Source organism: Bradyrhizobium sp. MI1.3, assembly GCF_055811695.1.
In genome coordinates this window covers 1-25,102 of record NZ_JBVVPQ010000036.1, presented here as the reverse complement: position 1 = coordinate 25,102, position 25,102 = coordinate 1, and the positions used below count along the sequence as shown (strand labels likewise).

At 64.9% G+C, this 25,102-nt stretch carries 21 protein-coding genes; 11 read left to right on the top strand and 10 right to left on the bottom strand.

What is annotated here, in order from left to right; translation table 11 throughout:
- Positions 1–103 precede the first annotated feature (103 nt).
- Entirely contained in the window at positions 104–1,909 is a 1,806-nt protein-coding gene (gene atzF, locus AC0L3A_RS24525) for an allophanate hydrolase (RefSeq protein WP_354200164.1), read from the top strand.
- A 111-nt stretch (positions 1,910–2,020) separates the two neighbouring features.
- On the opposite strand, the gene AC0L3A_RS24520 is transcribed toward atzF, so the two are convergent.
- The 10 genes from AC0L3A_RS24520 to ugpB all read right to left on the bottom strand — a co-directional run bounded on the left by AC0L3A_RS24520 (position 2,021) and on the right by ugpB (position 13,265).
- Positions 2,021–2,743 (bottom strand): GntR family transcriptional regulator, encoded by a 723-nt coding sequence (locus AC0L3A_RS24520; protein ID WP_007597956.1) that lies wholly within the window; start codon positions 2,741–2,743, stop codon positions 2,021–2,023.
- Between the two features lie 4 nt (positions 2,744–2,747).
- Complete coding sequence (hpxZ, locus tag AC0L3A_RS24515) at positions 2,748–3,140, bottom strand: oxalurate catabolism protein HpxZ (RefSeq protein ID WP_219678985.1); 393 nt, start codon at positions 3,138–3,140, stop codon at positions 2,748–2,750.
- Position 3,141: 1 nt separating this feature from the next.
- On the bottom strand, positions 3,142–4,539 hold the full coding sequence (locus tag AC0L3A_RS24510; protein ID WP_354127037.1) for an AtzE family amidohydrolase: 1,398 nt from the start codon (positions 4,537–4,539) through the stop codon (positions 3,142–3,144).
- Positions 4,540–4,546: 7 nt separating this feature from the next.
- Positions 4,547–4,726 (bottom strand): DUF4089 domain-containing protein, encoded by a 180-nt coding sequence (locus AC0L3A_RS24505; protein ID WP_007615797.1) that lies wholly within the window; start codon positions 4,724–4,726, stop codon positions 4,547–4,549.
- Positions 4,727–4,745: 19 nt separating this feature from the next.
- Positions 4,746–6,503 carry an ABC transporter ATP-binding protein gene (locus tag AC0L3A_RS24500; RefSeq protein ID WP_354127038.1) on the bottom strand — a complete coding sequence of 586 codons (1,758 nt, stop codon included), beginning with the start codon at positions 6,501–6,503 and terminating at the stop codon, positions 4,746–4,748.
- 103 nt (positions 6,504–6,606) lie between these two features.
- Positions 6,607–7,506: an ABC transporter permease gene (locus AC0L3A_RS24495; RefSeq protein WP_354127039.1), complete on the bottom strand. Its 900-nt coding sequence runs from the start codon at positions 7,504–7,506 to the stop codon at positions 6,607–6,609.
- 9 nt (positions 7,507–7,515) lie between these two features.
- Entirely contained in the window at positions 7,516–8,529 is a 1,014-nt protein-coding gene (locus tag AC0L3A_RS24490; RefSeq protein ID WP_106941332.1) for an ABC transporter permease, read from the bottom strand.
- A 239-nt stretch (positions 8,530–8,768) separates the two neighbouring features.
- Positions 8,769–10,391, bottom strand: a complete 1,623-nt coding sequence (locus AC0L3A_RS24485; protein WP_007597970.1) for an ABC transporter substrate-binding protein — start codon at positions 10,389–10,391, stop codon at positions 8,769–8,771.
- A gap of 395 nt (positions 10,392–10,786) precedes the next feature.
- On the bottom strand, positions 10,787–11,734 hold the full coding sequence (locus AC0L3A_RS24480) for an aminoglycoside phosphotransferase family protein (protein WP_354127040.1): 948 nt from the start codon (positions 11,732–11,734) through the stop codon (positions 10,787–10,789).
- Between the two features lie 190 nt (positions 11,735–11,924).
- Positions 11,925–13,265 (bottom strand): sn-glycerol-3-phosphate ABC transporter substrate-binding protein UgpB, encoded by a 1,341-nt coding sequence (gene ugpB, locus AC0L3A_RS24475; protein WP_473255368.1) that lies wholly within the window; start codon positions 13,263–13,265, stop codon positions 11,925–11,927.
- A 185-nt stretch (positions 13,266–13,450) separates the two neighbouring features.
- Between ugpB and AC0L3A_RS24470 the strand changes: the two genes are divergently transcribed.
- The 10 genes from AC0L3A_RS24470 to AC0L3A_RS24425 all read left to right on the top strand — a co-directional run bounded on the left by AC0L3A_RS24470 (position 13,451) and on the right by AC0L3A_RS24425 (position 24,961).
- A complete protein-coding gene (locus AC0L3A_RS24470; protein WP_473255357.1) occupies positions 13,451–14,446 on the top strand; it encodes a TRAP transporter substrate-binding protein in 996 nt (331 codons plus the stop codon).
- A gap of 54 nt (positions 14,447–14,500) precedes the next feature.
- Positions 14,501–16,531 (top strand): sensor histidine kinase, encoded by a 2,031-nt coding sequence (locus AC0L3A_RS24465; RefSeq protein WP_473255367.1) that lies wholly within the window; start codon positions 14,501–14,503, stop codon positions 16,529–16,531.
- Entirely contained in the window at positions 16,501–18,246 is a 1,746-nt protein-coding gene (locus AC0L3A_RS24460) for an ATP-binding response regulator (RefSeq protein ID WP_007597982.1), read from the top strand. The genes AC0L3A_RS24465 and AC0L3A_RS24460 overlap by 31 nt, the downstream gene beginning before the upstream one ends.
- A 10-nt stretch (positions 18,247–18,256) precedes the next feature.
- Positions 18,257–18,991 carry a response regulator gene (locus AC0L3A_RS24455; RefSeq protein ID WP_007597984.1) on the top strand — a complete coding sequence of 245 codons (735 nt, stop codon included), beginning with the start codon at positions 18,257–18,259 and terminating at the stop codon, positions 18,989–18,991.
- Positions 18,992–19,400: 409 nt separating this feature from the next.
- A complete protein-coding gene (locus AC0L3A_RS24450) occupies positions 19,401–20,012 on the top strand; it encodes a sigma-70 family RNA polymerase sigma factor (RefSeq protein ID WP_018456005.1) in 612 nt (203 codons plus the stop codon).
- A 508-nt stretch (positions 20,013–20,520) separates the two neighbouring features.
- Positions 20,521–21,219: a cytochrome c biogenesis CcdA family protein gene (locus AC0L3A_RS24445; protein ID WP_007597990.1), complete on the top strand. Its 699-nt coding sequence runs from the start codon at positions 20,521–20,523 to the stop codon at positions 21,217–21,219.
- A gap of 31 nt (positions 21,220–21,250) precedes the next feature.
- Positions 21,251–21,814 carry a thioredoxin family protein gene (locus tag AC0L3A_RS24440; RefSeq protein ID WP_473255353.1) on the top strand — a complete coding sequence of 188 codons (564 nt, stop codon included), beginning with the start codon at positions 21,251–21,253 and terminating at the stop codon, positions 21,812–21,814.
- 103 nt (positions 21,815–21,917) lie between these two features.
- Positions 21,918–22,892 carry a hypothetical protein gene (locus tag AC0L3A_RS24435; protein WP_354127045.1) on the top strand — a complete coding sequence of 325 codons (975 nt, stop codon included), beginning with the start codon at positions 21,918–21,920 and terminating at the stop codon, positions 22,890–22,892.
- Between the two features lie 383 nt (positions 22,893–23,275).
- A complete protein-coding gene (locus AC0L3A_RS24430; protein ID WP_007597994.1) occupies positions 23,276–23,869 on the top strand; it encodes a L,D-transpeptidase in 594 nt (197 codons plus the stop codon).
- A gap of 54 nt (positions 23,870–23,923) precedes the next feature.
- Entirely contained in the window at positions 23,924–24,961 is a 1,038-nt protein-coding gene (locus AC0L3A_RS24425; RefSeq protein ID WP_473255366.1) for an amino acid ABC transporter substrate-binding protein, read from the top strand.
- The last annotated feature ends 141 nt before the right edge of the window (positions 24,962–25,102 follow it).

Below are 25,102 nucleotides of genomic sequence, written 5' to 3'. Positions count from 1 at the left end.
TCCGCAGCACTTGTCCTGCCCGGATTCTGTACACAATGGCACATCGCTTGCTTCGATCCGGGTGAAGAGACGTAGCCGGAGTTTTGTCGCCATGAGGGCTGAAATGGGGGCTGAGCAGCCTGAAACGATTGCCGCGATCGTGGCCGCGCACCGCGCGGGCACGCTCACCCCGGCGCAGACGGTCGCGCGCACCTATCAGCGCATCCGCGACCACAACGATCCCGCCGTCTTCATCAGCCTGCGCGACGAAAAGGACGCGATCGCGGAGGCCGAGAAGCTCGCCACCGGGGAGGCCGCCGGCCTGCCGCTCTATGGCGTGCCGGTCGTGGTGAAGGACAATATCGACGCGCTGGGATTTCCGACCACTGCGGCGTGTCCGGCCTTCTCGTACATCCCGACACACGATTCGACGGCGGTGCAGCGGCTGCGCGCCGCCGGCGCGATCATCATCGGCAAGACCAATCTCGACCAGTTCGCGACCGGCCTTGTCGGCGTGCGCTCGCCCTATGGCATCCCCAGAAACGCGATCCGTGAGGACCTCATTCCCGGCGGCTCCAGTTCGGGATCGGCTACCGCCGTCGGCGCCGGGCTGGTGCCGCTGTCGCTCGGCACCGACACCGCCGGCAGCGGGCGCGTGCCGGCGATGCTCAACAACATCGTCGGTCTCAAGCCGAGCCTCGGCATGATCTCGACCGCTGGCCTGGTGCCGGCCTGCCGGACGCTCGACTGTATCTCGGTGTTCGCTTTGACGGTCGACGACGCCGCGCTCGCACTGTCGGTGATGGCGGGTCCCGATCAGGCCGATCCGTTCTCGCGCGACCGGCCGCTCGGCGCGATCACCCCGCTCCCGGCAAACCTGCGCCTCGGCGTGCCGCGCAGCGGACAGCTGATCTTCTTCGGCGACAAGAAGGCGGAAGCGGCTTACGCCGACGCGTTGAAGCGCTGGACCGCGCTTGGCGCAACCCTCGTCGAGTTCGACCTCGAGCCATTCTACGAGACGGCGCGGCTGCTCTACGAAGGACCGTGGGTCGCCGAGCGCTATCTCGTGATCCGCGACCTGCTGGCGTCCGCGCCGGATACGATCCATCCGGTGACACGCGAGATCACTGCTGCCGGCGCGCGGCTGACGGCGGCGGAGACCTTCTCCGCGCTCTATCGCCTGCAGGGCCTGCGCAAGATCGCCGAGCGAACCTTCACCAATATCGACGCGCTGGTGCTGCCGACGGCGCCGACGGCCTATACGACCGCGCAGGTGCTGGCCAATCCGATCGAGCTCAACAGCCGGCTCGGCACCTACACCAATTTTGTGAATCTGCTCGACCTCTGCGGTCTCGCGCTGCCGGCGGCGATGCGCGCCGACGGCATCCCGTTCGGCATCACGCTCCTTGCACCCACGGGTCACGACGCGCTGCTCGCGAGCATCGGACGCGTGTTTCATGCCGATACCAAACTGACGCTTGGCGCAAAGGGTGCGGCGCAAGCAGCGCTGGCGCCGCTTGCCGCAAACGGCATCGACGAGATTCCCATCGCCGTGGTCGGCGCGCATCTGTCCGGCATGGCGTTGAACGGCGAGTTGAAAGCGCTGAACGGCCAGCTGATCGAGGCGACCAGGACCGCGGCGGACTACAAGCTCTACGCATTGAAGACCACGCCGCCGAAGCCGGGCATGCTGCGCGTCGAAACCGGCAAGGGCGCGTCGATCGAGCTGGAGATCTGGATGCTGTCGTCGTCCGCCTTCGGCAAGTTCGTCAACGCGATTCCCGCGCCGATGGCGATTGGCACCGTGCGGCTGGCGGATGGCCGCAGCGTGAAGGGATTTCTCGTCGAGCCCGAGGTGCTGGGCGAGGCGCGAGATATCACGGCTTATGGTGGATGGCGGAAGTTTATGGCGGAAGCCGCTACGGCATAGGTCTCGTAGGGTGGGCAAAGCGAAGCGTGCCCACCATCACCGTCAGCTTGGGTAGATGGTGGGCACGGCGCTTTGCGCCTTTGCCCATCCTACGGCACCGTGCGCGCGGCCCTACACCGACACCGCGTAGATCTCGTACTCCCCGCGCACCAGCTCGATATGCGCGCGCATCGCGGCGGCGGCGCCCTGCTTGTCGCCGCGCATGATGGCGACGACGACGCGGTCGTGCTCGGCTTGCGACTTTGCCAATCGGCCGAGGTTGCGGAACTGGGCGCGACGAAACGGCTGCACGCGCACGCGCGTCGCCAGCGTGATCTCGGCGATGTAGCCGTTCTGCGATCCCGCATAGATCGCGTTGTGGAAGCGCTCGTTGACCTCGTGGAAGCGCTCGGGATTGCCGGCGTAGCTCAACACCCGCAGCTCTTCGTGGATGGCTTCCAGACCGTGACGCTCAGTGGCCGACATGCGTTCGGCGGCAAGACCCGCGCACAGCGCTTCCAGCTCCGCCATCGCCTCGAACATGCCCGTCAGCCGTTCGAACGAAGGCTGTGCCACCACCGCGCCGCGATGGGCGCGTGCTTCGACGAGGCCGCTTGCCACGAGCTGGCGCAGCGCTTCCCGCACCGGTGTGCGCGAGACGCTGAAGCGGCGCGCGATGTCGGTCTCGTCAAGCGGCGCGCCGGGCGGCAGAGCTCCGCGCACGATCTCGTCGGCGAGCTGCAGGCGCAGCTCCTCGGCGCGCGTGATTTTGTGCGCTGATGGTGACGCCCGGTCGACACGCGGCACCGCCGGATCGGCCGGCAGCGCTCCGGGCGGAAGATCGTCAAGCGTCATACGGTCAGGTCTCTTTCGACTCGTCGATGATGCTGACATGGGCGGCGACGACGCGCCAGCCCTCCGGGAATTTTACCCAGGTCTGCATCTGCCGGCCGACCTTGCCCGGCATCGTGTCGCGATAGAACAGGGTGGAGGCGACCGCCGTGTCGCGGCCATAGCTGGTGATCATGGTTTTCGCGGTGCGGCGATTGAGGCCGACCGGCGAGCGCCCGGCGCGGAATCCGGAGATCGCCTCATAGCCGTAGAGATTCTCGCCGATGCCATAACGCAGCGTGCGGGGATCGTTGCGGAAGAGCTCGCCGAGCACCGCGACGTCGTTGGTGATCAACGCCTGCTCATAGCGATCGAACGCGGCTTTGACGTCCGCGATCACGTCGGGGAGATCGATCTCCATCTCAAAATCCTTTTGCGCTGGGCGCGGCGGCGACGCCCATCTTCTCCAACGCGTATGCGACGCGCAGCGCGATGTCCTCGCGCCATGGCGCGGCGATGATCTGCACGCCGATCGGCAGCGGTTCGAGCGGCACCGGCACGGCAACCACAGGCAGGCCGATGAAGGAGATCGGCTGGGTGTGGATGCCGATATTGGCGCGCACCGGCAGCTCGACGCCGCCAAGATTGAAATTGATCTGGCCGAGTTTCGGCGCGGTGCACGGCGTCGCCGGTGCGATCAGCACGTCGACCGACTTGAATATCTCGGCGAGTTGCGTTCGATACCAGCGGCGGAATTTTTGCGCGCGGTCGACCAGCGGCGCCGGCACCATAGCGCCCGCGATCAGCCGGTCGCGCACGGCGGGATCGAAATCGTTCGGCCGCTTGCGGAGCCGGTCGAGATGCAGCGAGGCGCCTTCCGTGGTGGTGATGACATAGGCCGCCGCGCGGGCGCGCGCGGCTTCCGGCACGTCCACCACGCGCGTTGCGCCCAGCGCCTTGGCGACGCGGCTGACGGCTTCGACGGCTTCCGGAAACAGATTCTGCTGGAAGTACCCGCCGGCGATTGCGATGCGCAGGTCCGAAACCGGATTGGCGAGCAGCGGCAGCGTCGGCTCCAGACCACGTGTGGTGGTGCAGGCGGCGTCGTCCGCATCCGGCCCCTGCATCGCGTCGTAGGCGAGCGCGAGATCGGTGGCGGAGCGCGCGAACGGGCCGAGATGATCGAGGCTCGCGACGAACGGGAAGGAGCGCGCACGCGAGAGCCGGCCATAGGTGGGCTTCAGGCCGAAGATGCCGCAGAACGAGGACGGCACGCGGATCGAACCGTTGGTGTCGGAGCCGAGCGCGATCGGCACCAGCGCGCCGCCGACGGCGCTGCCGGATCCGCCGGAGGAGCCGCCGCTCATCCGCGTGGTATCATGCGGATTGCGCGAGGGACCGTCATGGACGTTCTCGCCGGTGAAGTCATAGGCGTATTCGCCCATGTTGAGCGCACCGACCAGCACGGCGCCAGCCGCTTCCATACGCTCGATCAGCGTGGCATCGCGCGTCGCGGGCGCGCGGTCTCGGTTGATCTTCGAGCCGGCGCGGGTGGCGAGGCCTGCGACGTCGAATAAATTCTTCACCGCGAAGGGCACGCCGGTGAGCGGGCCGACGGTCTTGCCGGCGGCGATGTCGGCATCGATCGCGCGCGCTTTGGCGCGGGCGCGATCGGCGGTGATGTCGGTGAAGGCGTTGAGGATGGTGTCGTGCTGCTTGATACGCGCAAGCGCTGCTTCGGTCGCATCGAGCGCCGACATCTTGCGGCCCGCAACCGCGCTCGCGATCTCGGAGGCCGTCATCTCTGGCTTGGTCGTCATGGCGGCGTCAGACCGTGAAGACGGGCGCCGGCTCGGTCTCGTCCGGCAGCGCGAATTCGTCGACGAGGCGGCCGAGCCGTAGCGAGACCTCGAGATTGGCGCGAATGGACGACCTCCATGCTTCCTCGACAGGCAACGCCAACGCTTTCGTAACAGCGTCGATATAATCGTCCAGCGGTTCGGCCATCACGCTCCCAAACAAGCTCTCAGTGTGCGCCCAGTGTCTGCAGCGGCGGATGCGGGATCGCCGTCAGCAGCTCCTTGGTGTAATCGTCCTGCGGATCGCTCAAGACCCTCTCGGAAGATCCTTCCTCGACGATTCGACCCGACCGCATGACAATGACACGATCGCACAACAAGCGCACTACGTTCAAATCATGCGAGACGAACAGATAACTCATACCTAGCCGCGCCTTGAGGTCCTGGAGCAGATTAAGGACCACCGCCTGGACCGAGACGTCGAGCGCGGCGGTCGGCTCGTCCAGGATGACGAGTTTCGGGTGCAGGGCAATGGCGCGGGCGATGCCGACGCGGGCCTTCTGGCCGCCCGACAATTGGTGCGGGAAGCGATCCAGCAGATTGTGCGGCAGGCCCACCATGGTGGCGAGCTCCTCACAGCGGGCGCGGAGCGCGTCCCGCCCCCTGATGTCGCCAAGCTGCATGATGGGATCGGCGATGGCACGCACGGCGGTGAAGCGCGGGTTGAGGCTGTCGGTCGGATCCTGGAACACCATCTGGATGCGGCTGCGCTGCGGCAGCCGGGCAAAGCCGGCGGGCGCGATGGCGCCGATATCCTCGCCGTCGAACTGGATCAGGCCCGAGGTCTGGTCCAGCAGCCGCATCACCATCATCGACGTGGTCGATTTGCCGCAGCCGGACTCGCCGACCAGGCCGACGCTCTCGCCATGGCCGACCGTGAAGCTGATGCCGTCGACCGCGCGGAACACATCCGGCTCGACCGGCGGCTTGCGGCCGAACAATTTTCCGAGCGTGGCGGTCGCGCCCTGGCGGGGATATTCCTTGACCAGCTTGTCGATGAGGAGAAGAGGCGTCTTCTCCCTCTCCCCGTCCTTCACGGGGAGAGGGTTGGGGTGAGGGGCTGCTTCCGCGGGCACGGTGCTGGGAGAGGCAAGAGTCTCCTCCTCCGGCAACAGATCCCGCAGGCTCACGCCGAGCCGCGGCGTCGCGCGCATCAGCTTCTTCGTATAGGGGTGCTGCGGGTTGGCGAAGATGTCGGCGGCCTTTGCGGTCTCGACCACCCGGCCCTTTTCCATCACCACGACGCGGTCGCAATAGGCTGCGGCGAGGCCGAGATCATGCGTGATCAGGATGGTGGACATCGCCTTGCGCTTGGTCAGCTCGACGATCAGATCCATCACCGCCTTCTGCGTGGTGACGTCCAATCCAGTCGTCGGCTCGTCCGCAATCAGCAGCTGCGGATTGCAGGCAAGCGCGAGCGCGATGACGACGCGCTGGCACATGCCGCCGGACAATTCGAACGGATACGCGTGATAGCGCTCGCGCGGGCGGGCGATCTTGACCTGCTCCAGCGCCTCGATCGCCTTTTCGCCGCGATCGGAAACCATGGCCTGCTGGACATGGGTGCGCAGCACGTCTTCGATCTGGTCGCCGACCTTCCGGATCGGGTTGAGCGCGGCGCGCGGGTTCTGGAAGATCATCGAGACTTCGCGACCGCGCAAATCACGCATCTGGTCTTCGGTCGCGGCCTTCACGTCGATGCCCGAGAACATCACCGAGCCCTCGGCGATCCGCCCTGCACGATCGAGAATGCGCATCACGGCATAGGAGGTCACCGATTTGCCGGAGCCGGACTCGCCGACGATCGCCAGCGTCTCGCCCTTGGCGACGGAGATGTTGACGTGCTGGACGGCTTTGACGATGCCGCGGCGGGTGGTGAATTCGACCGTGAGGTCCTGGACGTCGAGCAGCGGCTGGGCGGTCATGGGTGCCTCCCAAACAAAAACGTCGAAAACAACCCCATGCACAGTAGAACGGGATTGAAATCATTGGAGAATTTTGAGCGAAAATTTGCGCGGAATCCAGCCATCACGTCCTCCGCTGGGGGTCGACGATGTCGCGCAGGCCGTCGCCGAGGAGGTTGAAGCAGAACACGGCGATCATCAGAGCGAGGCCCGGGAATAGCGCGATCCACCATTCGCCTGACACCATGAAGCCGGCACCTTCGGCGACCATGATGCCCCATTCCGCCGTCGGCGGACGGACGCCGAGGCCGATGAACGAGAGACCGGCGGCATTGAGGATGGCATAGCCCATGGTCAGCGACATCTGCACGATCATGATCGGCATGATGTTTGGCAGGATATGCACGAGGAGAATGCGGAATTCGCCGTTGCCGGACAAACGCGCGGCCTGCACGAAGCCGGCGTTGCGGCGGACATTGGCTTCGGCGCGCGCGACGCGGGCATAGAGTGGGAAGTTCACGATGGCGGTGGCCAGGATGATGTTCTGCACGGTGTTGCCGAGCGCGGCGACGATGCCCATGGCGAGCACGAACAGCGGGAACGCCATGATGGTGTCGGCGATGCGACCGACGATGCGATCGGTCCAGCCGCCGAAATAGCCGGCCGCGATGCCGGCGAGCCCGCCCATCAGGAACACCAGGACGACCGAGGCGACCGCGATGAACGTATCGAGCCGCGTCGCCACCACGACGCGACTGAAGATATCGCGGCCCAACTGGTCGGTGCCGAACCAGTGCGCGGCCGAGGGTGGCTTCAGCGACGCCGCGGTGTCGGACGCCAGCGGGTCATACGGCACCACATAGGGACCGAAGATCGCGGCAAGGAGGATCACGATCAGCAGTGCGAAGGCAAAACCGGTGACCTTGTTCTCGCCGAGCACGTAGCGGGTCTGGTCGAGGAGCGCGACGAATCCCGAGGTCCGCGCGGGACCGACAGGTTCAACAGCAGGCGCAACGGTGCTCATTGTGTCCCCCTACCCTTCCAAGCGCACGCGCGGATCGATCACCCCATAAAGAATGTCGATCACGAGATTGAGCAGCACGTACATGACCGCCATGGTCAGTACGAAACCCTGCACCGGCGCGAAGTCCGACGAGATCAGCGCTTCGACCGCATAGGAGCCGATGCCGGGCCAGGCGAACACTTTCTCGACCAGCACGTTGGCGCCCAGCAAGAAGGAGAACACCATGCTCAGCGTGGTGATGACGGGGAGCATCGCGTTGCGGAAGGCGTAGGTGACGATGACGGTCGCCGGCGACAGGCCGCTGGCGCGCGCGGTGCGCACGAACTCCGACGACAGCACCGCCAGCATCGAGGCGCGCGTCATGCGCGCGATCGGCGCCAGCGAGAAGATCGCAAGCGTCGTCGCCGGCAGGATGAGCTGGCTGCATGCGGAACGGAACGCCTCGAAGTCGCGCGCGATCAGGGTGTCGATCAGATAGAAGCCTGTGACCGTCGGCGGCGCGCTGTAGAACACATCGAGCCGGCCGAGCGGCGCGGGCGACCAGCCGAGCCGGAAATAGAAGACATAGACCAGCACGAGACCGGTGAAGAATACCGGCAGCGAGACGCCGGCCGTCGTCGTGATGCGACAGAGATGATCGACCCACGATCCCGGCCGCGTCGCCGCCAGCACGCCGAGAGGGATGGCGATCACGATCGAGACGATGAGGCCGAGCAGCGTCAACTCGGCGGAGGCCGGCAGGCGGTTGCGGATCTCGGCCGCGACCGGCTGGCCGGTCGTGAGCGAGTTGCCGAAATCGCCATGGGCGAGATCGTTGGTGTAGCGGAAGAACTGTTCGATCAGCGGCTTGTCGAGGCCGAGCTTCTTGCGGATCTGCTCGACGGCTTCCTTCGTCGCGGCGGGGCCGGCGAAATACGCGGCGGGATCACCGGGCAGCGCGCGGGTCAGCAGGAAGGTGACGATGACGACCCCGATCAACGAGGGAATCGCGAACATCAGGCGCTTGCCGATCATGGTCAGCATGGGGTGCTCCTCCTGGGCTGCGCTGGTGAGCACGCTCGCGCGGCTCGCTCCACTGCGTTCCCTCCCCCCTTGTGGGGGAGGGCTAGGGAGGGGGGTGGCTCCGCGAGAGGTCTGAGGTTGTGGCTACCCCTCTCCCCAACCTCGAGAGCGAGCTTCGCTCGCCTCGGACCCCACAAGGGGGGAGGGAGCCCGAAGAGCGTGCTCACCTCACTCTGAAGGACAGCGCCCGCCATCCGCCCTCACCCCTTCGCCATCGCGCGATAATCCAGCCTCCGGTGGAACCAGTATTGGTAGCCGCTGATGTTCTTCTGCATCGCGACGTTGACGAAGGGCTGGTACAGCGGGATGCGCGGGATGTCGCTGTAGGCGAGGTCGACAAAGCCCTTCACGTCGGTGTCGTAGGTCGCGGTGTCGCCTGTGGCGGCAGCATTGCGTGCGCCGTCGATCAGCTTGTCCATCTCCGCCGACTTGTAGCTCATGGTGTTGAAGACGGAATTATTGCCGTGATAGCACCAGTAGAAGAAGTATTCGGGGTAATCGAGCCAGCCCGAGAACACGTTGGTGAAGAGCGGCATCTCCTTCTTGTTCAACTCGGTGCGCCAATTGGCGCCGGGCACCTTGTTGATGGTGGTCTTGATGCCGATCTGGGCCAGGCTCTCCTGCACGAGCACACAGAGCGGCTCGTTGACGCCCGCGAAGTTGAGGTCGAACGAGATCGTGGTCTCGAAGCCGTTGGGATAACCGGCCTCGGCCAGCAGCGCCTTCGCCTTGTCCATGTCGGTGTTGTATTTGTGCGGCTGCGGCCAGGCGACTTCGGTCGGCTTGTCCTTCGGCGCGCCGAACATCGGGTTCGCCAGCCCGAACATCACCGCGTCCATGATCTTCTGATAGGGAATCGCGTAGGCGACCGCCTGACGCACCTTGGGATTGTCGAACGGCGGCTTGGTCACGTTCATGCCGATATACTGGATGCCGTTGGAGAACGGCAGCGACACCACGTTGAGCTTGCCGCTCGCCTTCATCTCCTGAAAGTCCTTGAACGGCAGCTCATAGGAGATGTCGGCGTCGCCGCGCTCCAGCAGCGCGCGGCGATTGCCGGCCTGCGGCACCATGCGCCAGATCACGCGCTTGATCTTCGGCAGGGGGCCACCGACCCAGTCGTCGTTGCGCTCCATCACCACTTCGGTGCCGGCGGTCCACTTCGTCACCTTGTAGGCGCCCGAGCCCGCGGTCTGCTGCTTGGTGAATTCGAGACCCCAGGGATCCTTCTCGCTGGCGTTCTTCTTCACCAGTTCGGAATTGATGATGCAGGGCACGATCACCGCGAGATCGGGGATCGTCAGCTTGTCCTTCTTCAGGAAGTCGACACGCACCGTGTAGTCGTCGATCACGACGAACTGCTCAGGCTTGGTCAGCGAGCCCGCGCTCATCTGGAAGGTGGGGAAGCCGCCGACGCTGACGGCGCGGTCGAGCGACCACTTCACGTCCTTGGCGGTGACAGGCGCGCCGTCGTGGAATTTGGCGTTCTTCTTCAGCTTGAAGGTGACCGACATGTCGTCGATCTTGAAGTCCTCGGCGAGCTCGCCCTTGAACTTGTCGCGGTCGTAATAGGGCACGCCGCCGGGGCCGGTCTTCATCTCGTGGCTGAGCAGGCGATCGTAACAATTCCAGGACACCTCGTAGCCGGGCACGTTGGTGCCGACGCCGTGGATGTCGAGATTGTTGGGGCCGCCTTCCGAGACGATCAGCAGCGTCTCCGAGCGCGCATCGGCTTTGGCCGACGAGATCACGGACGGCATGGCCGGAAGCGCCGCGCCTGCGGCCAATCCGGAAACGGACTTGAGGAAATCGCGGCGCTTCATGAAATGGCTCCAACACAAAGTTTTCTGGTTGGAACTGGATTCGCAAGGTTCGTGCCAAGGCTTAAGGAGCGTTTAAACCAGCATAAGCCACTGATATATCTACATGAAACAGCCATTGACCGGACCGTCGATCAAGGGCCAATCATTTGGGGCGTTGCATACAAAGATGCGCATTTGCTCATAAAATAAGCTGAATTGAGCTTCGCTTGTTTGGCGGGCGGCTTATTGAACCGCCGTCGTCCTGGCGAAAGCCAGGACCCATTACCCCAGGGAGAAGTTGCGGCGCGAAGCTGGCAACCACGAGTCTTCGCAAACCCCCGCCCTGGGGTAAGGGGTCCTGGATCAGCGCTGCGCTTGTCCAGGACGACAGCGTTGATGAGGTCGGCAGCGGTGAATTACTCTGCCCAGATCAGCTCCTGCAGCTCGACCAGATCGTTCGCCTTGTCCTGCCAGCCCTCGATGCAGATGTGGCTGTTGAGGTCGCTGGCGCGATGCAGCAGCATCAGCGCCATCAGGCGGCGCTTGAGCGCGAAGTCGGGCTTGGCGTAGCCAAAGCCTTCGAGCAGGCTGCGCACCCTCCCCGGCCGGCCCGCTGCCATGAAGGCGCTGGGGCCGAGCAGATCGTAGTCGCGCCATCCCGCCAGCACGTCGCCGAAGTCGAACAGTCCGGCGAGCGACCATTGATCGTCATGACAGGCGAGCAGAAAATTCTCCGGAATGTATTCGCCGATCAGGATCACCGGCGGCGCATCCGTCGGAATCAGTTTTGCCGCATCACGCAGGAGATCGTCGAGGCCGGCGAGGAATTTCGGCGCAAGACCGAGACGCGTGTGGCGCGCCTCGCAGCCCTGCATCTGGGCGCGCATGAAGTCGTCCCAGCGCGGCTGGATCTGCGCGAGCGGACCGAGCGGCGCGCGCTGCACGGACGCGATGGTCTCGCCGATCTGGCGCAGCACGCGCTCCTTCTGCGCTTCCGGCAACGACGGCCAGACCTCCGAGCCGAGCGTGCCGGCAAGGCGCGTGATGACGAGATAAGGCCAGCCATCGCGCTCGCCTTCCGCGACGATCTCGGGGATCGGCAGGTCAAGGCGGCGGGCAAGCTGGGCCAGCGAGCCGCGCTCGGAGACGAATTGCGCGCGGAGCAGCGGCGGGAAGATTTTGAGGATCAAGCGATCGCCGAGCCCGACCACGAGATTGGTGCCGGTGGTAAACACGTGCGGCGCGCTGACATCGAGATCGTGGCTGCGGGCGATGTCGAGCGCGATCGGCAGCCATCGCGGAGGGTCGGCGCGAAACGCGCGAAAGCTCTCGGCGTCGGCGAAGTGGGGGAGTAACATCGACATCGTAACCTAATACATTTCAAGAGTAGTTTCCCCGCGGCCCATCCTTCGAGACGCCCGCTTTGGCGGGCTCCTCAGGATGAGGACGGAGTGCGCGACAACAATTTTGGCGGGCAGCGAAGCCGCTTAGCCTCATCCTGAGGAGACCGCGCCAGCGGGCGTCTCGAAGGACGAGGCGTGCGCTCAGCGCCCGCTACCGATCCGGGCTGGCGCGTTCGAACTGGCGCAGGATTTTGTTGCCGCGTTCGACCGCGGCATCGAGCGCGGCTTGCGCGCTCTTGCGGCCGGCAAAGGCCTGCTCCAGCTCGTCCTCGATCGCGCCGCGGATCAGCACGAAGGAGCCGAGCCGGATCCCTTTCGAATTCTCCGTCGGAGGATGCAGCGTGATCTCCTCGAACGAGATCGCCGAGCCGGGATTGCGCTCGTAAAAACCTTGCGCGCGCGTCAGCTCGAAGGCCGCGCGCGTCACAGGCAGATAGCCGGTGTTCTGGTGCCAGGCGGCCTGCACGCCGGGCTGCGACAGATAGGCGAAGAATCGCGCCACGCCCTTGTATTCCTCGCGGGGGCGGTCGCGCAGCACCCACAACGTGGCGCCGCCGATGATCGAGTTTTGCGGCGCGCCCTTCACGTCGGGCCAATACGGCATCAGGCCGTAGCCGATCTCGAACTTCGAATTCGCCTTGATGTCGGCGCGCGTCGCCGAGGAGCCGATGAAGATGCCGCATTCGCCGTTCTGGAAGCGCGGCTCGGCCGACTGGCCGCGGCCGCTGTAGTCGAACACTTTGGTCTTCTGCCACTCGCTGAGCTCGGAGACGTGACGCACCAGAGACGGATTGTTGATGGTCAACTCGGCATCGAGCGCGGCGAAGCCGTTGGTCCGCGTCGCCAGCGGCAGATTGTGGAAGGCGGAGAAATTCTCGACATGGATCCAGGACGGCCAGGACGTGGTGAAGCCGCACGCCGCGCCGCGATCGCGCAGGCGTTTCGCAGCAGCACCAAGCTCCGGCCAGGTCTTCGGCGGCGTCTCCGGATCTAGCCCTGCGTCGCGGAACATGGTCTTGTTGTAATAGAGGATCGGCGTCGACGAATTGAACGGGAACGACAAGAGATTGCCTGCGGCATCGGTGTAGTAGCCGGAGACGGCGGGAAGGTAGTCATTGAGCGAGAACGGCTCGTTCATGTCCCGCATCAGGCTGAACACGGGATAGATCGCGCCCTTGGCCGCCGTCATGGTGGCGGTGGCGACCTCGTTGACCTGGACGATCGCGGGCTGGCTGCGCGATCGGAAGGCGAAGATCGCGGCCGTCACCGTCTCGGTGTAATTGCCCTTGTAGGTCGGCACCACGCGATAATCCGGCTGCGAGGCGTTGAAGTCGGAGGCGAGCTTTTCGAGCTGGCGGCCGAGCTCGCCGGACATGGCGTGCCACCACGCGATGTCGGTCGCGGCACGCACCGGCGCGGCCAATGAGAGGGCCGCAAAGGCGGCGACGACCTGCAAAAGGCGCGATGCTGAAGTCACGATGGCTCTTTCCATGCCGCACGACGAAAGCGGCTGTCCCTGCTTAAGGCGCGGCATTTGCGGTTTCAACCGGGAATGAGCCCCGGCCGCGCCGCACAATCACACAGCAGTGCCGGGCGGGATGGCCTTCCCACGACCATCTGCTAGATTGCATTGAACCTTTTCCTCCCGCCATAGACTCCACCACTGAGGGGTTGAGTGTGCCAGTGTTGAACCGTGCCGAACGCAAGCGGACCGGGGTGGTTTTCGTCGCGCTTCTGATCGCCATCTGCGCGACGGGAGCCGTTGCGCGCGAATTCCGCGCGGCCGACACCCAGACCGAGGATTATCCGACCGTGCAGGCGCTGCGCTACATGGGCGCCCTGATCGCCGAGCGCAGCGGCGGCCGGCACGAGGTCAAGGTGTTTCACTCCCGCCAGCTCGGCGAGGAGAAGGAGACCATCGAGCAGACCCGGGTCGGCGCGATCGATCTCAACCGGACCAATGTGGCGCTGATCGGCAATTTCGTCCCGGCGATGAACGTGCTGGCGATGCCGTTCCTGTTCCGGTCCATCGGGCACATGCAGAAGGTGCTGGACGGACCGATCGGCGGCGAGATCCTCGGCAGCTTCGAGCCCTATGGCTTCGTCGGCCTCGCCTTCTACGATTCCGGCGCGCGGTCGATCTACAACGGCGCCCGGCCTGTGCGGAGTGTCGGGGACCTCAAGGGATTGCGGATCCGGGTGCAGCAGTCGGAGTTGATGAGCCAGATGATCCGCGCGCTCGGCGCGGAGCCGGTCGAGATGCCCTATGGGCAGGTGCTTGCCGGGCTTGCCAACCATCTGATCGACGGCGCGGAGAACAACTGGCCCTCCTACGTGACGACGGACCATTACAAACATGCCGGCTATCTCGCGCTCACCGAGCACACGATGAGCCCCGAAGTGCTGGTGATCTCGCTGAAGGCCTGGAAAAGCCTGTCGGCCGCTGACCAGACCATCTTCAGGGAAGCCGCGCAGCGGTCGAGCCGCTTCATGCGCGAGAAATGGCGCGACCTCGAGGAGCAGTCGCAGCGCAAGGCGGAAGCAGCGGGCGTCACCATCGTCAGGGATATCGACCGCAAGCCGTTCGAGGACGCGATGGTCGCGATCTACGCCAAGGCCGGGCAGGATCCGGTCGCGGCCGCGCTGATCGAACGCATTCGCAAGGTGGAGTGAGGCCACTTGCCCGGGCTTGGACACAGCGAGCACGCAGACAGGTCGCCGGGCCCGATGGGGCGGCTGCGCGCGCGGCTGGTCGGCATGCTCCGGGCCGTGCCGATCCGCTGGCGCATCCTGTCCATCGCGGCGCTGAACTCCGCCGTGGTCATCGTGCTGGTCGGGCTGATCTGGAACGGCTCGCAGGTGCTCGGCTCGGCCTGGGACGACGTGCGCCAGGTGCGCGAATCCGACCGGATCCTGGCGCTGCTCGAAAGCGAGACCGGGCGGCTGCACAATCTGATCCACCGCTACATCAACCAGCCGAGCCCCGATTTGTTCGCCGAGATCCTGCTGCTGCGCGAGGCGGTGCTGGGGACACTGAGCAACCGAGCCGCCAAGGACCCGATGCTGTCGGGCTCGGTCGAGGAGCTGGAGCGCACCACCGACCGCTTCCTCAACGGCTTCGGCGAGCTGCGCAGCGTGCAGGCGACCATCGCCAGGACCTATGAGGATCAGGTGCAGGGACCGGCCAGAGACATGGCCGGACTCTACTCCATCATCGAAGGCGCCACCGGCCATCGCGACGCGCTGATCTGGCCTTCGCTCGGCAAGTCGCGCGAGGCCTTCACCGCGATGCTGGTCGCGGCCAATTCCTACTATCTGTCGCTGTCATCGGGTGCGGCCGACGACGCCCGCCGCAACACCGAGACGATCGAGAAGACCATCCCCGTGATGATCGATCTCGCCGACAACGACCTCCAGCGCATGGCGCTGCGACGACTCGCGGCCCGGACCGCCGCGCTGCGCGAAGGCTTTGCAAAGCTCTCCGAGCAGCTCACGAACCGTACCGAGCTGCTGCGCAACACCATCGACGCCAACCAGGCCGAGGCGATCGGCGCCATCGACGATCTCTCCACCAAGATGCGCCAGCGCGAGCAGAAGGCCCAGGAGACGTTCGACCGCACGCTAGCGGACATCTCCCGCCGTGTTCTCTCCATCGCCGTGATCTTCCTCGGCATCATCCTCACCGCCGGCGTGCTGATCGCGCTGTCGATCCGGCTGCCGCTGCAGCAGATCATGGCGGCGATGCGCGCGATCACGCTCGGCGACCTCGGCCGCGAGGTGCAGGGCACGCGCGCGCGCGACGAAGTCGGCGCCATGGCGCGCGCGGTGGAAGTGTTCCGCGAGAACGCGATCGCGAAGCGTCAGACCGAGGACGAGCTGCGCGCGTCCAAGGAGAAAGCCGAGAGTGCACTGCTCGAGCTCAACGCCGCGCAGCAGAATCTGATCGATGCCGAGAGGCTCGCAGCCCTCGGCGGCCTCGTCGCCGGCGTTGCGCACGAGGTCAACAATCCGATCGGCATCAGCCTCACCGTTGCGTCGAGTTTTGCCCGGCGCACCGAAATCTTCGAGGCCCAGCTCAAGGGTGAAGGCGGCCTGCGCCGCTCGCAGCTGGAAGAATTCGTGCAGTCCTCACGCGACGCCTCGCAGCAGCTCGTCGCCAATTTGCAGCGCGCCGGCGAACTGATCCAGTCTTTCAAGCAGGTCGCGGTCGACCGCTCCCATGCCGAGCGGCGGCAGTTCTCACTCAGCGAAGCCACCGACCAGATCATCGCGAGCCTGCGGCCGGTGCTGAAGCGGTCGCCGATCACGCTCCATGTCGACATGCCCGAGGGGCTGCTGCTCGATGGCTATCCCGGCTCCTACGGCCAGATCCTGACCAATTTGTTCCTCAATGCCGCCAACCACGCCTTTGCCGACGGCCGCGCCGGCACGATCACGATCTCGGCGCGGCCGCGCGGGGCCGACGACGTCGAGATCATATTCACCGATGACGGGGCCGGCATGACCTCCGACGTGCAGCGCCAGGCCTTTGACCCATTCTTTACCACCAGGCGCAATGAAGGTGGCACGGGACTCGGCCTCCATATCGTCTATAACCTCGTCACCCAGCAGCTCGGCGGTCGCATGATGCTGGAATCCAAGCTGGGACAAGGCACTACATTTCGCATTATCATGCCCCGGGTCGCCAGGGGCGGCGGGCAAAGCACAGAGACTGACGGGACTTCTCAATGGCCGAACAGGACGATGTCCTCCACCTGATCGACGACACCGGTACCGCATCGGAGGATGTTGACGCCCGGAAATGGAAGATCGCCGTCATCGACGACGATCCGGCCGTGCATGACGGCACGCGCTTCGCGCTGTCCGACTACAACCTCAACGGCCAGGGCCTGGAGATCCTCTCCGCCCATTCCGCGGCCGAAGGTCGCAAGCTGATGGCCGCGCACAACGACATCGCCGCCGTGCTGCTCGACGTCATCATGGAGACTGATGTCGCCGGCCTCGAGCTGGTCGAGTACATCCGCAACGAGCTCAAGAACGAGACCGTCCGCATCATCCTGCGCACCGGACAGCCCGGCCAGGCGCCCGAGCGGCGCGTGATCGTGCAGTACGACATCAACGACTACAAGGCCAAGACCGAGCTCACTGCCGACAAGCTGTTCACCTCGCTGACCGCGGCGCTGCGCTCCTACCAGCAGCTCGAGCGCATGCTGCAAACCCGGCGCGGGCTCGAGATCATCATCGACGCGGCTTCCACGCTGTACGACTTCAAGTCGATGCAACGGCTCGCCGAGGGCGTGCTGACCCAGCTCGCCTCGCTGCTCAACGTCGATTGCGCCGGCATCCTGGTCTTGCGCGACAATGGCGGCATCGACCCCGAGCTCTCGGTGCTCGCCGGCAGCGGCTGCTACAGCCGCTTCATCGGCACGACCTCGTCGAAGGCGCTCGACCCCGATCTGCGCGCAATGGTGGAAGCCGCTTTCCAGGGCCGCAAGAACGAATTCGCCGACCACCGCAGCGTGATCTATTTGCGCACCGGAAGCGGACGCGAGGTCGTGGTGCTGCTGCAGGCCGAGCGCGAGCTGTCCGAGACCGACCGCTCGCTGGTCGAGATCTTCTCCAGCCGGCTCTCGATCGCCTTCGACAACGTCATCCTCTACCAGCAGCTCCAGGCCGCCAACACCCAGCTGGAAGACCGCGTCGCCCAGCGCACCCGCGCGCTGATGCAGGCGAACCGCCGCCTCTCGGCGCAATGGCTGCGGCTGCAGCGCGCCAACGGCTTCAAGAACGAAATTCTCGGCACCGTTGCTCACGATCTGAAGAATCCCCTCGGCGTCATCCTGGGCCGCACCGAGATGCTGAAGGAGCTGATCTCGACCGGCGCGTCGTCAAGCGGCGTGGTGGCCCAGGTCGATCACATCCGCGATGCCACCAAGCGCCTGACCACGATGGTCGATCATCTGATCTCGGACGCGATGGCCGATGCCTTCGACATCACCATCCGCCGCGAGCCCGTCGACGTCGCGGCTCTGGTCAAGGAGGTCGCCGAGGCCAACCAGCCGCTCGCCGTCAACAAGCAGCAGGCGATCAGCGTCACCGCGCCCGTCAACATCGTCACCATGTGCGACACCGACCGCATCCGCGAGGCGATCGACAATTTGATCAGCAACGCCATCAAATACTCACCGATCGGCGGCAAGATCGGCGTCATCGTGAGCCATGAAGGCGGCGACACCATCGTCCGCGTCAGCGACGAGGGCGCCGGCCTGTCGCCGGAGGATCTCGGCCGCCTGTTCGGCCGGTTCCAGCGACTGTCGGCAAAACCGACCGCCGGTGAGAGCTCGACCGGGCTTGGGTTGTCCATCGTCAAGCGTATTATCGACATGCACGGCGGCGAGGTGACCGCCGAGAGCGAGGGCCCCGGCAAGGGCTCGACCTTCACCATCACCCTCCCCGCGACCGAAATTCCGTGATCTCAGGACCATGACCCAAAGCCAGCACATCATGATCGTCGACGACGAGGCCCCGGCCCGGGAGATGGTCGGCGATTACCTCAAGATGCACGGCTTCACCGTGACGCTGTGCGACGGCGGCAAGTCCTTGCGCACGGCGATCGACGGCAGCATGCCCGACCTCGTCGTGCTCGACCTCAACATGCCGGAGGAAGACGGGCTCTCGATCATCCGCGACCTCAAGAGCCGCATCAACGTGCCGGTGATCATGCTGACGGCGACGGCGAGCCCGATCGACCGCGTCGTCGGCCTCGAGCTCGGCGCGGACGATTACGTGGCCAAGCCGTGCGAGCTGCGTGAGCTGATGGCGCGCATCCGCTCGGTGCTGCGCCGGAGCGCGCCGGCGAAAGCGGTGGCGGAAACGGCGGCTGCGAAATCGGACAAGGAGCAATTGGTACGGTTCGGGACGAAGTGGCTCGATCTCGAAGCGCAGGCCTTGCGCGACGACGAGGGCAACGAGCACCCGCTGACCGCATCCGAGTTCGGGCTCTTGAAAGTGTTCGCGGCCAATCCGAAACGCGTGCTGTCGCGCGAGCGCCTGCTGGAATTGGCCAACGCGCGCGATGCCGAAGCCTTCGACCGCGCCGTCGATCTGCGCATCATGCGCATCCGCCGCAAGATCGAACCCGATCCGGCAAAGCCCGCCGTGATCCGCACCATCCGCGGCGGCGGCTATTTGTTCTCGCCGGCGGGCGAGAAGGCGTAGCGGCCCCATCGTCGTCCTGGCGAAAGCCAGGACCCATTACCCCGACGGCTAATTTGGCACACGGCTGGTGATCGCCAGTCGTCGCAAAACGTCTCCCTGGGGTAATGGGTCCTGGATCGGCGCTCGCTTTGCTCCCTTGTCCAGGACGACACGGGAGCGCGAACGCAAAAGCCCGAAATACGTTCCCGGCGCCTCCGCTTGTCGCCTCATCCCCACCCCGTATTTTCCGTACATTGAAATTCCACGCTTTTTTGCCCGGAATGTTTCGTCGCGACTAATCCGACGAAACAATTTGGCGGCGCACGAAACCATTTTCCCCTTTTCGTGCAGACGTCCCGAAACGTTGGCTCATTAACACTTTGGTCGAAGGAAACGCCGCTCGGTTGCGGCGCTACGGGGAGCCAAGTCAATGCCGAACGTGATCGCCATCAACGCCCAAGCCAGCCAGAGCATCATTGCCGCTCAGGCGACCTCGGACGACATGCTTCTCGAAAGCATTGCCGACGGCAACCGGACGTCCATGCACATCCTTTATTGCCGGCACAATGTGCGCGTCTACCGCTTCATCCTGCGGATCGTGCGCGACGCCACCACGGCGGAAGACCTCGTCAGTCAGGTGTTTCTGGACGTGTGGCGGACCGCTGGCCAATTCCAGGGCCGGTCGCAGGTTTCGACCTGGCTGCTCTCGATCGCCCGCTTCAAGGCGCTGACCGCGATGCGCCAGCGTCGCTTCGAGGACATCGACCAGGAAGACGTGCGCCAGATCGCCGATGGTTGCGACACGCCGGAGACCTCGCTCGACCGCAGCGACACCAGCGCCATCCTGCGCGCCTGCGTTCAGAAGCTGTCGCCCGCCCATCGCGAGATCATCACGCTTGTCTACTACCACGAGAAGTCGGTGGAGGAGGTCGGACAGATCATCGGCATCCCGCAGAGCACGGTGAAGACCCGGATGTTCTACGCCCGCAAGCAACTCGCCGAATTGCTCAAGGGCTGTGGCGTCGAGCGCTTCGCCGCCTGAAGTTCAGATATTTCAATGGGATAGGACATCTGTTTTGGCCCTGCCCCGGACACGGAAGTGTTACCGCCGACGAAACAATTGAAACAAAGCACAACATCAGGCGGAAAAACTTCCCTCCTATAAAGCTCACATACGGTTTCGTTAAACCTCCCAAGACCTCCAACGACCCGGACGGGATGCCCCCCTCCGGGTCGTTTTGTGTTTGGGGCAGACTGCTGCGGCGGTGCGCTTGAGTGAGGCGGGCGGTCTCTCTCCTTCCCTCCCCCCTTGTGGGGGAGGGGCAGGGAGAGGGGCCCACACGGGGACTCTCTCGACTTGTACGCGCGGCATGATGCCAGACGGATAGACCATTTGCTGGGCTACCCCCTCCCTAACCCTCCCCCACAAAGGGGGGAGGGAACGCACCGCCGCCCTTGGCCGGCACCTCCTCCGTCACGAGCACGTGACACTCGTAACAATCCGCCCATCACCGCCGAACCATCCTCGTGACCCCTTCACGAGTGCCCTGATGCTCGAACTTCTCTTCGCCGTCCTTGCCGGCATCCTCACCATCGCCGCGCCGTGCACGCTGCCGATGCTCCCGATCCTGCTCGGCGCCTCGATCGGCCGCAGCTCGCATCTGCGTCCGGCGATGATCGCGCTCGGCTTCGTCGTGTCGTTCTCCGCGACCGCGCTGCTGCTCGGCGCCATCACGCGGCTGTTTAATTTCGATCCGAACGTGCTGCGCGAGGCGGCATCGATCCTGCTGCTCGGCTTCGGCCTGTTGATGCTGTGGCCGGCGCCGTTCGAATGGCTGTCGATCCGGCTCAACGGCTGGCTCGATCTCGGCAATTCCGGCGCCACGCAGCGCGAGGGTGCGCTCGGCGGGCTCGTGCTCGGCACCACGCTTGGCCTGGTCTGGACGCCCTGCGCCGGCCCGGTGCTCGGCTCGATCCTGACGCTGGTCGCGACGACTCAGAACGCGACCTGGGCCGGCACGCTGCTGATCGCCTACGCGATCGGCGCGGCGATCCCGATGCTGGCGATTGCCTATGGCGGGCAGGCCGCGACGACGCGGGTGCGCAGCCTCGCGCGCATCTCGCCGCGGCTGCAGCAGGGCTTTGGCGTCGTCGTGATCGGCTTCGCGCTCGCCGCCTATTTCCAATACGACACGCTGATCGTGGCGTGGCTCACCGGCTTCTATCCCACCGGCCAGATCGGCCTGTGATCATCGCGCATCTCAACCGGAGGACTCGTCCATGACTTTCAAACTGCTCGCCGTCTCCGCCGCACTGATCGGCATCGCCGTAACAGGCGCTGTCATCCCCGGCATCTGCGGCGAGGCCGCGCGCGCTGTCCCTGTCGTCACCGCTGCCGCAAGCCAGCAGACTGCGCCCGACTTCACCGGCATCAACAACTGGTTCAACTCGAAGCCGCTCAGCCTCGCCGACCTCCGCGGCAAGGTCGTGCTGGTGGACTTCTGGACCTATGGCTGCGTCAACTGCGTCAACACGCTGCCGCACGTCACCGAGCTCTACGCCAAGTACAAGGACCGGGGTCTCGTCGTGGTGGGCGTGCACACGCCGGAATTCCCGTTCGAGCGCTCGGCGTCCAATGTGCAGGCGGCGCTGAAGCGCCACGGCATCTCCTATCCGGTGGCGCAGGATAATGATTCCAGGACCTGGAACGCCTACAGCAACCAGTATTGGCCGGCGCAGTACATCATCGACCAGAACGGCAAGATCGTGTTCCAGCACGCGGGCGAGGGCCGCTATGACGAGATCGACCGCACCGTGGCAAAGCTGCTGAACGCCAGCAGCTGATGCGGCCCGGATATCACGCGGCTGGGTTCGCCTGACGGGCTTGTTGCTTGACTCCACGGACCCGTCCGTGGAGTTTCGCGGGCCACGTAATCAGCCGCCCGCGATGGACGACGCCACCAGCAGCACTGACATTCGCCTTCGTGAAGGCGCCTCGATCGCGCAGCGGCTGGTCATGTCCGGCTTTGCGGCTGCCGTTGCGCTGTGCTTCACGCCGGGCCTGTTCACGCACGACCCCCTGGAGGTGATCATCTCCGTGGTCGCGCTGCTGGTGGGAGCAGCGTTCGTCGGAATCATCATGCTGGCGCCGGCGGTGGTGTGGATCATCACGCCAGACGAGATCCTGATCGGGGAGCAGCGCCCGTTCGGAAAACTCCGGACGCGGATCGTCGCCAAGGACGACATCAAGGGATTACAGGTTCCCGGCAGCAAGAGGGCGAAAGCCCGCTTCCAGCTCGCCTTCACGCTGGCCTCCGGTGAGCGGCTGACATCGCCGCCGATCGCCGATGTCACCCACGTGCACGAGACGGTGGCGCGGATCGCCACGCAATTCGACGTTCCCGAGGTCGAGTCTCCGGTCAATCCTCTCGATGCCAGCAATCCCGAGATGCGCCTCGGCGACCCCCTCGAGCCGTTTTCCGCAAGAGACATCAGGATCGTCGCACTGATCGTCGTCGCATTGTGCGCCGTTCCCTACGCCTACAGGCTCTGGCGTGGCCTGTCGCCCGGGCCGGTGGACATCATGCTGCTGCCGGTCGGCGCGATCGCCGCTATCGGCGTTTATCGATATGCCAACCTTGTGACCGGCGCCTTCTGGATCATCCGCCAGGGCGATATCCGCGTCGAACGCCTGTGGGGCGACGGCACGCTGCGCGCCGACCACATCGAGGGGCGCGACGTGAAGTCGATCACGGTCGAGCGCCGCGGCCGCTCCGAGGACGAGCACTGCATCGTCGTGATCCGATTGCAGTCGGGACGACGGTTTCGCAGCCCTCGCATCGGGTCAAGGCCAGAGGCCCGGGCCGTGGGGACGGAGATCGTCCGGCGGCTCGGGATCGCGCCGGAGAACAACCAGATCTAGCTGGGATCCAGTGCGATTGGCGAAGTTTGATCTCGCCGCGAATTCGGTCTGAGCCTCTCCCGCCTGCGGGAGAGGTCGGCGCGTCCGGGCGATGCGAAGCATCGTCCCGCGCGACGGGTGAGGGTTCTCTCCACGTTGGCAGTGCCCCATTGCAGAGACACCCTCTCCCCGACCCTCCCCCGCAGGCGGGGGAGGGAGCACATCGTGCCCAGCTCACTGCTTTTCGCGCCATCCCCTGTTTGTGGCATTGCCGGCGGTCCGTCAGAAAACCAAAGCATTCTCGTGACATGCCAGCCGGGCGCGCCATCAACTTGCCATGAAGCTGCCGCTGGGTTCAGATGGTTCCGAACGATATTTGCTGTGGCAGTGGGGGAGAGCTTGAAATGACGGATTTTCGTCGCCTGACCGGGATGTTTGTGGCTGCGATCGGCCTGATCCTGTCCGCGCCCCATGCCTACGCCCAGCAGCCCGACCGCGGCGACGAGCCGGGCCTGGTCGCCGACGATGCCTATGAGCTCGATCCGGAATGGCAGAAGCAGGTCGTCTACTTCCGCACCACCGAGGCGCCCGGCACCCTCATCATCTCGACCGCCGAACGGCATCTCTATCTGGTGCAGCCCGGTGGTCGCGCGATCCGCTACGGCATCGGCGTCGGCCGCGATGGTTTTCAGTGGCAAGGGCTGGTGAACATCACCAACAAGAAGGAGTGGCCGGACTGGACGCCGCCGCCGGAGATGATCCAGCGCCAGCCCTATCTGCCGCGCTTCATGGCCGGCGGCCCCGGCAATCCGCTCGGCGCACGCGCCATGTATCTGGGCACCACGGTCTACCGCATCCACGGCACCAATCGGCCCGACACGATCGGCACCAAGGTCTCCTCGGGCTGCTTCCGGCTCGTCAACCGCGACGTCGCCGATCTCTACGATCGCGTCCCGGTCGGCACCAAGGTGGTCATCCGGCAGAAGCCCGAACTCTGATCTCCTCGCCCTGGCGAATATTCCTTTTCCCGATTATTTCGAGAGAGCAACATGATGCGCACTTTTCGTGGCGGCCTGCTGATCGGGCTCGCAGTCGCCGTGCTGGTCGCCGTCCTGGCCATCATCTATGAATTCTACGACACCCGCACGCTGAAGCGCACCGTCCGCCGCGGCGAAGTGCTGTGCGGCGTCAACAAGGGCCTGCCGGGCTTCTCGATCCCCGACGACAAGGGCAACTGGACCGGCTTCGACGTCGATTTCTGCCGCGCGGTGGCCTCCGCGATCTTCAACGACCCGAGCAAGGCGAAGTTCGTCGCGCTCGATGCCAGCGAGCGCTTCAAGGAATTGCAGAGCCGGAAAGTGGACATCCTCTCGCGCAACTCGACCTGGAGCATGGCGCGCGAGCTCGACTACGATCTCTATTTCCCCGCGGTCGCCTATTACGACGGCGCAGGCTTCATGCTGCCGCGCGCGCGCAACAAGGAAACCGCGCTGGACTTGACCGGCAGCAAGATCTGCGTCCAGACCGGGACCACCACGGCGCTCAACGTCGCGGATTACTTCCGTGCCAACAACATGAAGTATGAAGAGGTGAAGTTCGACAAGCTGGACGACGTCGTGAAAGCCTACGACACCGGCAAATGCGACACGCTCTCCGCCGACGTCTCCCAGCTCTACGCGCTGCGGATCAACCTGTCGAAGCCCGGCGACCACATGATCCTGCCGGACATGATCTCAAAGGAGCCGCTCGCGCCCGTCGTGCGCCAGCGTGACGACGACTGGATGATGATCGTCAAGTGGACGCTGTACGCGATGATCAACGCCGAGGAGCTCGGCGTCTCCTCGGAGAACATCGACGAGGCCCTGAAGTCGAAGAAGCCGGAAGTGATGCGGCTGGTCGGCACCGAGGGCAATTACGGCGAGCAGCTCGGCCTGACCAAGGATTGGGTGGTCCGCATCATCCGTCACGTCGGCAACTACGGCGAGATGTACGAGCGCAACATCGGCGAGAAGTCGAAGCTGAAGATCCCGCGGGGCATGAACCAGCTGTGGAATGCGGGCGGCGTGCAGTATGCACCGCCGGTGCGGTAGGGAGCTCTATCCGCCGTCATTGCGAGCGAAGCGAAGCAATCCAGAATCCCTCCGCGGTGACAGTCTGATCTTCCCCCAAAAAAGTGGACATGGATCAAGCCGATTTTAGCTCCATCTCGACCGGGCTGATATAGCCGATGG

What these genes read in the sequence shown, in the direction of transcription:
- atzF (WP_354200164.1), top strand. Translation starts at nt 104, where the DNA reads ATGGGGGCTGAGCAGCCTGAAACGATTGCCGCGATCGTGGCCGCGCAC.
- AC0L3A_RS24520 (WP_007597956.1), bottom strand. Translation starts at nt 2,743, where the DNA reads ATGACGCTTGACGATCTTCCGCCCGGAGCGCTGCCGGCCGATCCGGCG.
- hpxZ (WP_219678985.1), bottom strand. Translation starts at nt 3,140, where the DNA reads ATGGAGATCGATCTCCCCGACGTGATCGCGGACGTCAAAGCCGCGTTC.
- AC0L3A_RS24510 (WP_354127037.1), bottom strand. Translation starts at nt 4,539, where the DNA reads ATGACGACCAAGCCAGAGATGACGGCCTCCGAGATCGCGAGCGCGGTT.
- AC0L3A_RS24505 (WP_007615797.1), bottom strand. Translation starts at nt 4,726, where the DNA reads ATGGCCGAACCGCTGGACGATTATATCGACGCTGTTACGAAAGCGTTG.
- AC0L3A_RS24500 (WP_354127038.1), bottom strand. Translation starts at nt 6,503, where the DNA reads ATGACCGCCCAGCCGCTGCTCGACGTCCAGGACCTCACGGTCGAATTC.
- AC0L3A_RS24495 (WP_354127039.1), bottom strand. Translation starts at nt 7,506, where the DNA reads ATGAGCACCGTTGCGCCTGCTGTTGAACCTGTCGGTCCCGCGCGGACC.
- AC0L3A_RS24490 (WP_106941332.1), bottom strand. Translation starts at nt 8,529, where the DNA reads ATGCTGACCATGATCGGCAAGCGCCTGATGTTCGCGATTCCCTCGTTG.
- AC0L3A_RS24485 (WP_007597970.1), bottom strand. Translation starts at nt 10,391, where the DNA reads ATGAAGCGCCGCGATTTCCTCAAGTCCGTTTCCGGATTGGCCGCAGGC.
- AC0L3A_RS24480 (WP_354127040.1), bottom strand. Translation starts at nt 11,734, where the DNA reads ATGTCGATGTTACTCCCCCACTTCGCCGACGCCGAGAGCTTTCGCGCG.
- ugpB (WP_473255368.1), bottom strand. Translation starts at nt 13,265, where the DNA reads ATGGAAAGAGCCATCGTGACTTCAGCATCGCGCCTTTTGCAGGTCGTC.
- AC0L3A_RS24465 (WP_473255367.1), top strand. Translation starts at nt 14,501, where the DNA reads ATGGGGCGGCTGCGCGCGCGGCTGGTCGGCATGCTCCGGGCCGTGCCG.
- AC0L3A_RS24460 (WP_007597982.1), top strand. Translation starts at nt 16,501, where the DNA reads ATGGCCGAACAGGACGATGTCCTCCACCTGATCGACGACACCGGTACC.
- AC0L3A_RS24455 (WP_007597984.1), top strand. Translation starts at nt 18,257, where the DNA reads ATGACCCAAAGCCAGCACATCATGATCGTCGACGACGAGGCCCCGGCC.
- AC0L3A_RS24450 (WP_018456005.1), top strand. Translation starts at nt 19,401, where the DNA reads ATGCCGAACGTGATCGCCATCAACGCCCAAGCCAGCCAGAGCATCATT.
- AC0L3A_RS24445 (WP_007597990.1), top strand. Translation starts at nt 20,521, where the DNA reads ATGCTCGAACTTCTCTTCGCCGTCCTTGCCGGCATCCTCACCATCGCC.
- AC0L3A_RS24440 (WP_473255353.1), top strand. Translation starts at nt 21,251, where the DNA reads ATGACTTTCAAACTGCTCGCCGTCTCCGCCGCACTGATCGGCATCGCC.
- AC0L3A_RS24435 (WP_354127045.1), top strand. Translation starts at nt 21,918, where the DNA reads ATGGACGACGCCACCAGCAGCACTGACATTCGCCTTCGTGAAGGCGCC.
- AC0L3A_RS24430 (WP_007597994.1), top strand. Translation starts at nt 23,276, where the DNA reads ATGACGGATTTTCGTCGCCTGACCGGGATGTTTGTGGCTGCGATCGGC.
- AC0L3A_RS24425 (WP_473255366.1), top strand. Translation starts at nt 23,924, where the DNA reads ATGCGCACTTTTCGTGGCGGCCTGCTGATCGGGCTCGCAGTCGCCGTG.